The organism is Ramlibacter sp. MAHUQ-53, from assembly GCF_052600055.1.
This window is the reverse complement of the sequence record NZ_JBQWTS010000019.1, coordinates 1-9131: the sequence shown is the minus strand read 5'-3', so window position 1 is coordinate 9131 and position 9131 is coordinate 1. Positions and strand designations below refer to the sequence as shown.

General features: G+C 71.1%; 9 protein-coding genes and 1 pseudogene. 4 read left to right on the top strand and 6 right to left on the bottom strand.

The genetic code is table 11. The annotated features are described in order from the left end of the window. Together ACT80S_RS19070 and ACT80S_RS19065 are read right to left on the bottom strand one after the other, a co-directional pair. Positions 1–154 (bottom strand): annotated as a pseudogene (locus tag ACT80S_RS19070) (electron transfer flavoprotein subunit beta/FixA family protein); the annotation flags it as partial. Positions 155–171: 17 nt separating this feature from the next. Further along, positions 172–1365, bottom strand: a complete 1194-nt coding sequence (locus tag ACT80S_RS19065) for an acyl-CoA dehydrogenase (protein ID WP_377419124.1) — start codon at positions 1363–1365, stop codon at positions 172–174. Positions 1366–1447: 82 nt separating this feature from the next. Between ACT80S_RS19065 and ACT80S_RS19060 the strand changes: the two genes are divergently transcribed. Further along, complete coding sequence (locus ACT80S_RS19060) at positions 1448–2359, top strand: LysR family transcriptional regulator (RefSeq protein WP_377419121.1); 912 nt, start codon at positions 1448–1450, stop codon at positions 2357–2359. A gap of 33 nt (positions 2360–2392) precedes the next feature. Here the strand turns inward: ACT80S_RS19060 and ACT80S_RS19055 are convergent, their stop codons facing one another. Both ACT80S_RS19055 and ACT80S_RS19050 read right to left on the bottom strand, forming a co-directional pair. Next, positions 2393–3622, bottom strand: a complete 1230-nt coding sequence (locus tag ACT80S_RS19055) for a type II toxin-antitoxin system HipA family toxin (RefSeq protein ID WP_377419118.1) — start codon at positions 3620–3622, stop codon at positions 2393–2395. Continuing rightward, entirely contained in the window at positions 3619–3948 is a 330-nt protein-coding gene (locus ACT80S_RS19050; protein WP_377419115.1) for a helix-turn-helix domain-containing protein, read from the bottom strand. The genes ACT80S_RS19055 and ACT80S_RS19050 overlap by 4 nt, the downstream gene beginning before the upstream one ends. Positions 3949–4134: 186 nt before the next feature. Here ACT80S_RS19050 and ACT80S_RS19045 point away from each other — a divergent pair, with 186 nt between their 5' ends. Then, the gene (locus tag ACT80S_RS19045) at positions 4135–5820 is read left to right on the top strand and encodes an acyl-CoA dehydrogenase family protein (protein WP_377419112.1); all 1686 of its coding nucleotides are present in this window, start codon (positions 4135–4137) and stop codon (positions 5818–5820) included. A gap of 7 nt (positions 5821–5827) precedes the next feature. After that, positions 5828–6964: a CaiB/BaiF CoA transferase family protein gene (locus tag ACT80S_RS19040; RefSeq protein ID WP_377419109.1), complete on the top strand. Its 1137-nt coding sequence runs from the start codon at positions 5828–5830 to the stop codon at positions 6962–6964. A gap of 85 nt (positions 6965–7049) precedes the next feature. On the opposite strand, the gene ACT80S_RS19035 is transcribed toward ACT80S_RS19040, so the two are convergent. Continuing rightward, positions 7050–8021, bottom strand: a complete 972-nt coding sequence (locus ACT80S_RS19035) for a Bug family tripartite tricarboxylate transporter substrate binding protein (RefSeq protein ID WP_377419106.1) — start codon at positions 8019–8021, stop codon at positions 7050–7052. Positions 8022–8135: 114 nt separating this feature from the next. Between ACT80S_RS19035 and ACT80S_RS19030 the strand changes: the two genes are divergently transcribed. Next, entirely contained in the window at positions 8136–9032 is an 897-nt protein-coding gene (locus ACT80S_RS19030; RefSeq protein WP_377419103.1) for a LysR substrate-binding domain-containing protein, read from the top strand. Here ACT80S_RS19030 and ACT80S_RS19025 read toward each other — a convergent pair. Further along, the coding region (locus tag ACT80S_RS19025) for an acyl-CoA dehydrogenase family protein (protein ID WP_377419127.1) at positions 8998–9131 on the bottom strand (134 nt) is incomplete at its 5' end. The genes ACT80S_RS19030 and ACT80S_RS19025 overlap by 35 nt on opposite strands.

Genomic DNA, 9131 nt, shown 5'->3' with positions numbered 1-9131 from the left:
TCTCCTTCAGGCGGACCGCTTCCTCCACCGCGATCTCGTCGAACGGGTTCATGGACATCTTCACATTGGCGATGTCCACACCCGTGTTGTCCGACTTCACGCGGACCTTCACGTTGTAGTCCACCACCCGCTTCACGGCGACCAGGATCTTCATGGGGCGCTCCGGGGCAATCAGTTGGAGAAGGCGGCGATGCCGGTGATCGCGCGGCCCAGGATCAGGGCGTGGATGTCGTGCGTGCCCTCGTAGGTGTTCACCACCTCCAGGTTCACCAGGTGGCGGGCCACGCCGAACTCGTCGCTGATGCCGTTGCCGCCCATCATGTCGCGGGCCATGCGGGCGATGTCCAGCGCCTTGCCGCAGGAGTTGCGCTTGAGGATGGAGGTGATCTCCACGGCGGCCGTGCCCTCGTCCTTCATGCGGCCCAGGCGCAGGCAGCCCTGCAGGCCCAGCGAGATCTCGGTGAGCATGTCGGCCAGCTTCTTCTGGATCAACTGGTTGGCGGCCAGGGGGCGGCCGAACTGGACGCGGTCCAGCGTGTACTGGCGGGCGCGGTGGAAGCAGTCCTCGGCGGCGCCCAGCGCGCCCCAGGCGATGCCGTAGCGGGCCGAGTTCAGGCAGGTGAAGGGACCCTTCAGGCCACGCACCTCGGGGAAGGCGTTCTCCTCGGGGCAGAACACCTCGTCCATCACGATCTCGCCGGTGATGGAGGCGCGCAGGCCCACCTTGCCGTGCACGGCGGGAGCGCTCAGGCCCTTCCAGCCCTTCTCCAGCACGAAGCCGCGGATCGCGCCCTCGTCGTCCTTGGCCCACACCACGAAAACGTCGGCGATGGGCGAGTTCGTGATCCACATCTTGTTGCCGGTCAGGCTGTAGCCGCCCGGCACCTTGCGGGCGCGGGTGATCATGCTGGCCGGGTCGGAGCCGTGGTTCGGCTCGGTCAGGCCGAAGCAGCCGATCCACTCGCCGGTGGCCAGCTTGGGCAGGTACTTCTGCTTGGTCTGCTCATTGCCGAACTCGTTGATCGGCACCATCACCAGGGAGGACTGCACCGACATCATCGAGCGGTAGCCGGAGTCGACCCGCTCCACCTCGCGCGCCACCAGGCCGTAGCACACGTAGTTCAGGCCGGCGCCGCCATATTGCTCGGGGATGGTGGGGCCCAGCAGGCCCAACTCGCCCATCTCGCGGAAGATCGACGCATCGGTCTTCTCGTGGCGGAAGGCCTCCTGCACGCGGGGCAGGAGGCGCTCCTGGCAGTAGGCCCGGGCGGCGTCGCGCACGGCGCGCTCGTCGCCGGTGAGCTGCTCGTCGAGGAGGAAGGGGTCGGCCCAGGAGAAGGCGGCTTTGGTGTTCGGTTTGGTCATAATGGAACCATACTAAGAAGCAGCTCCCCTTTGCGCAAACGCTTTGTTTGCACAGATCCATGCATTTTTGGAACTCCGACCCATGCGCAGGAAGATTCCGTCGACCGCGGCCCTGACCGCCTTCGAGGCCGCGGCGCGGCACCAGAGCTTCACCAAGGCGGCGGACGAACTGGCGGTCACCCAGAGCGCGGTCTGTCGGCAGATCGCCACGCTGGAGGAGGTGCTGGGCGCCAAGCTGTTCCAGCGCACCCGGCGCGGGGTGGTGGTGACCGAGACCGGCCAGGCCTATGCGCGCAGCATCCGGGCGCGGCTGGACGAGATCGAGCGCGACACGCTGGAGGTGATCGCCAACGGCGCCCAGGGCACGACGCTGGAACTCGGCGTGGTGCCCACCTTCGCCACCCACTGGCTGCTGCCCCGGATGGGGGGCTTCAAGCGCCTGCACCCGCACATCACGGTGAACCTGTCCACCCGCACCCGGCCCTTCCTGTTCGACGACACCAACCTGGACGGCACGCTGTTCTCCGGTCCCTCCGGCTGGCCAGGCACCGAGGCGCATTTCCTGATGCACGAGCACCTGGTGGTGGTGGCCAGCCCGCGGCTGGTGGGCCAGCGCCGGAACCTGCGGCCGAGGGACGTGGCGCGCCTGCCGCTGCTGCACCCCGGCACCCGGCCCCATGCCTGGCGCGAGTGGTTCGAGACCCACGGCGTGGACGAGGCCAACGACATGGCCGGCCCGCGCTACGAGCTGTTCTCCATGATCTCCCAGGCCGCCGCCCATGGCCTGGGCGTGGCGCTGATCCCCAAGCTGCTGGTGCAGGACGAACTGGCCCGCGGCACCCTGGTGCAGGTGGTGCGCGAGGCCACCCTGAGCGAGCGCTCCTACTACTTCATCCACCCGCAGCGCCGCGCCGGCAACCCGGCGCTGCAGGCCTTCGGCGACTGGATCACTTCCGAGGCCCGCCGCTACCGGGAGGCGGAGCAGGCCGGTTGACGGCGGGATCCGCTGCGGGGATGCGGCCCCGGCTCACCGCCTGGTGCTGCCGGACGGCCAGGCCAGGGAGGGCGCCGGCAGCAGGTCCCGACGCTGCCCGCAGGCCGCCAGTTCATCGCCCCACCCGGAGGCGATGGTGTCCTTCGCCGACTCGAGGAACGCCGCCGCCTCGGCCGGCGCATAGGCGAAGCTCCCGCAAGTCGCCAGGAGGTTTTCCGGCGTCGCGAACGCGCTGCCATCCCGGGTGATGGCCATGGCCAGCGTCCCGGAGAACGTGAGGGACGGCGCGATGTCGAAGGCCGGCGCCAACCCCCAGCCACCCTGCGCGTGCAGCAGGCCGTGGTTGCGCGGGTGATCGTCGCCGTTGCCGCACAGGGCGTTGAAGGCCATGCGGCGCCACAGCTCCCGCTGGATGGCGCCCGGGTCCACACCGGCCTGGCCGCACCAGCGCCGGATCTCGTGGGCGAACGCCACGTAGGACCGCTGGCGCTCGCCGCGGGTCTGGGCGTCCAGCCTCAGTACGGTGTGGGCACTGGCGTAGAGGTGGCGGGTGACGGCGCCGCCGGCGTCGACCTGCCGGTCGAACCGTCGCACCAGCAGCACCTGGCGGTCCCCCGCGCTGGCGAACTCCACCGGCGCAGCCTCGATGCCGCAGCGTGCCGCCAGCCGCATCGCGACGAACTCGCGCAGCGGCGCGTGCGGCGGGTCGCCCCGGTCCTGCAGCTTGGCGATCCACTGCTGGCCCCGGTGGAGCACGGTGAGCTTGGGCCGCTCGCCGCCGAGGCTGGTGCCCTTGAGGCCCTTGACCTCCCGGGCAGCCTGGCTGCTCGCGCGGCCGCGAGGCAGCCCGGCCAGCACCTCGAGCAGTTCCTGGGACGCAGGCGCCTGGAAGGCGAGCTTGGCCCCGATGTCTTCGCAGACCTCGACCGCACCGACGGCGTCCCCCTCCGACAGCTCCAGCCGCTGCAGCGGGTCGTCCAGCGTCACGCCTTGCAGTTGCTCGAGGAGCGCCAGGCCGAAGCCCTCCGGGCTGGCGTCCCGGAAGACACCGAACAGCCCGCCCTGCCGGGTCTCCCGCGCGCCACGCCGCGAACGGGTGAAGGGCAGGCTCAACGGGTCCAGCGCGAGGGCATCGGCACGCGCCCGGTACGCCTCGTCGTAGTGGAAGGATCCAACCCCGCCCGCGAGCGTGAAGGTCCCGCAACGCACCGGCGTCGCCTGGCCGGGCAGCCAGACCCACACGGGCTTGGCTGCGGCGGTCACTGCAACCGGCCCCCGCGCACCCGCTGGGGCAGCTGCGCCTCGAGCAGGGCGACGTCCCCCTGCGCCCGACCGAGCTGGGCCAGCAGGTCGGCAAAGCCACCGAGCAGGTCGAGGGCCCACAGGACCTGCAGCCAGTACCCGAGCTGCACGCTCGCCGCCCCCTTTTCCAGGGTCACCACGGTGTTGGTGCTGATGCCCGCCTTGGCCGCCAGGTCCGCCTGCGTGAGCCCGCGGGCCTTGCGGACGGTGCGCACCCGCCACGCCAACTGGCGGAGCACATCCTCCGCCTCGAACGGAAGCTGGGTTGCCGACGATGAAGTTCTCATATCCTGTGTATTAAATGAGATAAATACCAATTTATTGTGATTTTAGGACGACGCTTCGGAAAATCCAGAACCACCCGACGACCCCTCGACGATTAGATTCCGGTATGGAAAAGGATGGATTTGATATTGGACAGGAATGGTGGCAACAACCAACAATGTTCCCGACGACAGGAGACGAGACCCCGCATGTCCACCCACCCGACGGCCCCCGCCCACCCCATCCCCGACCGCCACGGCCAGAACCTGTTCACCGGTGACGACGAACTGAAGCGCCTGCTGGCGCTGTACCTGCCGGCCGACCTGCTGGCCCACCTCACCCCCCACTTCGAGCGCCTGGGCGCCCTGGCCGGCGGCCCGCTGGACGAACTGGCCGCCACCGCCGACCGCCACCCGCCCACGCTGGAACAGCGCACCCGCACCGGCCTGGACCTGCAGCGCATCGTCAAGCACCCGGCCTACGTGGAGATGGAGCGACTGGGCTACGCCGAGTTCGCCATGGGCTCGGTCTCGCACCGCGAGGAGACCTTCGGCTGGAAAGGCAAGCTGCCGCCGGCGGTGAAGTACGTGCTGTTCCTGCTGTTCGTGCAGGCGGAATTCGGCCTGTGCTGCCCGATCTCGATGACGGACTCCCTCACCCGCACGCTGAAGAAGTTCGGCTCGCCGGAACTGGTGGACCGTTTCCTGCCGCGCCTGACCACGCTGGACTTCGACCAGCTGGCCCAGGGCGCGATGTTCATGACCGAGCAGGCCGCCGGCTCCGACATCGCCGCCACCGAGACCCTGGCCCGCCCCGCGGCCGACGGCACCTGGCGCCTCACCGGGGACAAGTGGTTCTGCTCCAACCCCGACGCCGACCTGGCCATGGTGCTGGCCCGGGTCGAGGGCGGCCCGCCGGGCATGAAGGGGGTCTCGCTGTTCCTGCTGCCCCGCCGCCTCGACAACGGCCGCCCCAACCACTACCGCATCCTGCGCCTGAAGGACAAGCTCGGCACCCGCTCCATGGCCAGCGGCGAGATCCGCCTCGAGGGCGCGGTGGCCTACCTGGTCGGCGAGCAGGGCCGCGGCTTCGTGCAGATGGCGGACATGGTGAACAACTCGCGCCTGTCCAACGGCGTGCGCGCCGCCGGCCTGATGCGCCGGGCGCTGGCCGAGGCCCGGCACATCGCCCGCGAGCGCCGCGCCTTCGGCAAGGCGCTGCAGGACATGCCCCTGATGCAGCGCCAGCTGGACAAGCTGGCCGTGCCCGCGGAGCAGGCCCTGAGCATGGCCTTCCAGACCGCGCGCGCGCTGCAGCGCTCCGATGCCGGCGAGGACGGCGCCTACGCCCTGCTTCGCATCCTCACGCCCCTGATCAAGTTCCGCGCCTGCCGCGACGCCCGCAAGGTCGCCGGCGACGCGATGGAGGTGCGCGGCGGCTGCGGCTACATCGAGGAATGGAGCGACCCGCGCGTGCTGCGCGACGCCCACCTCGGCTCCATCTGGGAAGGCACCAGCAACATCGTGGCGCTGGACGTGGTGCGCGCCATGAAGCGCGAGGGCTCGCTGCCGGTGCTGCGGGCCCATGTGGCCTCGCTCCTGGCCGAGGCCGGCGGGCGCCTGGCCCCGGTCTTCGCCGACGCCCTGGCCACCGCGATGGACCGCGCCTGCGCCCTCGCCGAGCGGGCTGCCGCCGACGGCGGCGACGTCCTGGCCCGCCAGGCCGCCTCGGCCCTGTACCACTGCACCAGCGCCACCGCCATGGCCTGGGAGGCGGCGCACACCGGCTCGCAGGAGCGCCTGCGCCTCGCGCAGCTCGCCCTCCTGCACCGCGTGCTGCCCCGCGACCCGCTGGCCGCCGACACGATTCCCGCGGCCTGGACCGCCCCCGCCTGAAGCCGACATGACGAACCCGACTTCCCCGCGCCCCGGCGCCCTCGCCGGCATCCGCGTGCTGGACCTCTCCCGCATCCTCGGCGGCCCCCTGTGCGGCCAGATCCTCGGCGACCACGGCGCCGACGTGCTCAAGGTCGAACCCCCCGGCGGCGACGACACCCGCACCTGGGGCCCGCCGTTCCGCGACGGCGTGGCCTCCTACTACCACGGCCTGAACCGCAACAAGCGGGTGCAGCACCTGGACCTCACCCTGCCCGAGGACCGCGAGAAGCTGCTCGCCCTCGCCGCCGAGGCCGACGTGCTGGTGGAGAACTTCAAGGCCGGCACCATGGAGCGCTGGGGCCTCGGCTACGACACCCTGTCGCAGCGCTTCCCCCGGCTGGTGTGGTGCCGCGTCTCGGGCTTCGGCAGCGACGGCCCGCTGGGCGCCCTGCCCGGCTACGACGCCGCGATCCAGGCCATGGCCGGCCTCATGAGCGTGAACGGCGAGGCCGACGGCGGCCCGCTGCGCGTGGGCCTGCCGGTGGTGGACATGGTCACCGGCATGAACGCGGTGATCGGGGTGCTGCTCGCCTTGCAGGAGCGCCAGGCCAGCGGCCGCGGCCAGTTCGTCGAGGCGGCGCTGTACGACAGCGGCCTGTCCCTGCTGCACCCGCATGCGGCCAACTGGTTCATGGACGGCCGCAGCCCGAAGCGCACCGGCAACGCCCACCCCAACATCTACCCCTACGACGCCCTGGCCACCGGCACCGACCCGATCTTCCTGGCGGTGGGCAACGACCGCCAGTTCTCGGCCTTCTGCCGCGTCATCGGCGTGCCCGAGCTGGCGCAGGACCCGGCCTATGCCACGGCGGGCCAGCGCTCGGTGAACCGCGCGCTGCTGAAACAGGCGCTGGAGGCGCGCCTCGCCGCGCTGGACGGGCGTGCGCTGGTGGACGACCTGATGGCCGCCGGCGTGCCCGCGGCGCCGGTGCTTTCAGTGGAAGCGGCCCTGCAGCACCCGCACACCGCGCACCGCGGCATGGTGGTGGAGATGGAGGGAGGCTACCGGGGCCTGGGGGCGCCGGTGAAACTCAGTCGCACGCCCGCGAGCTACCGGCACGCGCCGCTGACGCCGGGCGACCGCTTCGAGCCGAAGGACTGAGGAAACCGCGGGGCCCGCACGCACGGCCGCCCCGCTATCGACCGACGCGGGCCGCAGGGGGAGATCCCCCGCCGCGCCCTCGTCCTCAGTCCGCCTTGGCGCCGGACTGCCGGATCACCTCACGCCACTTCACCGTCTCGTTGCGCATGTAGTCGGCGAGCTGGCCCGGGGTGTACTGCGGCGGCGGCTCCAGGCCCTGGGCGGCCAGCTTCTGCTGCATCTCGGGCTCCTGCAGCACCTGCTGGAAGGCGGCGTTCAGCCTGGCCACCACCGGCTGCGGCGTGCCCGCGGGCACCACCACGCCGAAGAACACGCTGCTGTCGAAGTCCTTCAGGCCCTGCTCGGCGAGGGTGGGCACGTTGGGCAGCACCCGCGAGCGCACCGGCGAGGTCACGCCGAGCACGCGCAGCTTGCCGGCCTGGATGTGGGGCAGCGCGGTGAGCACGTCGGTGAAGGACATCTCCACCTGGCCGCCCAGCAGGTCGTTCAGCGCGGGGCCGGTGCCCTTGTACGGGATGTGCTGCAGGTCGGTGCCGGCCTTCATGTTGAACAGGACGCCGGTGAGGTGCGACGAGGCGCCGCTGCCCGAGGAGGCGAAGGACAGCTTGCCGCGGTTCGCCTTGGCATGGGCGATCAGCTGCTGCACGTTCTGCGCCGGCACGCCGGGGTGGACCACCAGCACGTTGGGCAGGTAGCCGACCTGGATCACCGGGGCGAAGCTCTTCGCCGGGTCGTAGTTGATCTTGGCGTAGAGCGACTGGTTGATCGCCAGCGGCCCCGAGGTGCCGAACATCATGGTGTGGCCGTCGGGCTCGGCGCGGGCCGCCAGCTCGGAGCCGATGTTGCCGCCGCCGCCGGCCTTGTTCTCCACGATCACCGTCTGCCCCAGCACCGGCCGCAGGGCGGTGGCCAGGGTGCGGGCCATGGCGTCGGTCGGGCCGCCGGGCGCGTACGGCACGACGAAGGAGATCGGCTTGCTCGGGAAGGACGACTGCGCCAGGACGGGCGCGGCGGGGGCCAGGGCCAGGGCGGCCAGCAGGAGGGATCGGCGTTGCATGGTTGTCTCCATTCAGGGGCCCGCGGGCCCGGTCTCGTTGTGCGGGGGATTGTTGCGGAGGGCCACCTCGCTGTCCAATATGGGTTTGGTCTTCAACAATATCTTTTTGAAATCATGGAATTCCGCCACCTGCGCTATTTCCTGGCCCTGGCCGAGGAGCTGCACTTCGGCCGGGCCGCGGAGAAGCTGTCGATCTCGCAGCCGCCGCTGTCGCTGAACATCCGGCGCTTCGAGGAGTCCCTGGGCGCCCGCCTGTTCGAGCGAAACAGCAAGCAGGTGCGGCTCACGCCCGCCGGCCAGGCCCTGGTGCCGGCGGCGCGGGCGCTGCTGGAGCAGGTGGCGCAGGCCGAGCGCACGGCCCGCGAGGCGCAGCAGGGCGTGGTGGGGCTGGTGCGCATCGGCTTCGTCGGCTCCATGCTGTATCGCGGCCTGCCCCGGCTGCTGCAGGACTTCCAGGCCCGGCACCCGCAGCTGCGGGTGCTGGCGCGCGAGATGAATTCGGCCGACCAGCTCGTGGAGCTGACGCACGGCCAGCTCGACGTGGCCTTCGTCCACGCCAGCCGCGTGCCGCAGGAGGTCTCGCGCGAGGTCTTCGTGGCCGAGCCCTTCGTGTGCTGCCTGCCGCAGGGGCACCCGCTGGCGTCGTCCCGGCGCCTCGCGGTGCGCAAGCTGGAGGGTGAGCCGCTGGTGATGTTCTCCCGCGACGCCTCGCCGGATTACTACGAGCGCGTGCTGTCCCTGTGCACCTCGGCCGGCTTCCACCCGGATGTCCGCCACCACGCGCGGCACTGGCTCAGCGTGGTCTCGATGGTGGCCCAGGGCCTGGGTGTGGCCCTGGTGCCCGCGGCGCTGCGCCGATCGGGCCTGCCGGGGGCGGTGTTCGTGCCGATCGACGCCACCGACATCCGCTCGGAGACCTCCATCGTCTGGCGCGAGGGCGAGGCCAACGCCGCGCGGGACGCGGCGCTGGCCGCGATCAGGCAGCGGCGCGCAGCATCTGCCGACCGATGACCAGCTGCTGGATCTGGGTCGTGCCTTCGTACAGGCGCAGCAGGCGCACGTCGCGGTAGAAGCGCTCCACCGGGTACTCGTTGATATAGCCCGCGCCGC

Bases quoted from the DNA above. Each gene is read 5' to 3' on its own strand.
- ACT80S_RS19065 (WP_377419124.1), bottom strand. From the start codon at position 1,365: ATGACCAAACCGAACACCAAAGCCGCCTTCTCCTGGGCCGACCCCTTC.
- ACT80S_RS19060 (WP_377419121.1), top strand. From the start codon at position 1,448: ATGCGCAGGAAGATTCCGTCGACCGCGGCCCTGACCGCCTTCGAGGCC.
- ACT80S_RS19050 (WP_377419115.1), bottom strand. From the start codon at position 3,948: ATGAGAACTTCATCGTCGGCAACCCAGCTTCCGTTCGAGGCGGAGGAT.
- ACT80S_RS19045 (WP_377419112.1), top strand. From the start codon at position 4,135: ATGTCCACCCACCCGACGGCCCCCGCCCACCCCATCCCCGACCGCCAC.
- ACT80S_RS19040 (WP_377419109.1), top strand. From the start codon at position 5,828: ATGACGAACCCGACTTCCCCGCGCCCCGGCGCCCTCGCCGGCATCCGC.
- ACT80S_RS19035 (WP_377419106.1), bottom strand. From the start codon at position 8,021: ATGCAACGCCGATCCCTCCTGCTGGCCGCCCTGGCCCTGGCCCCCGCC.
- ACT80S_RS19030 (WP_377419103.1), top strand. From the start codon at position 8,136: ATGGAATTCCGCCACCTGCGCTATTTCCTGGCCCTGGCCGAGGAGCTG.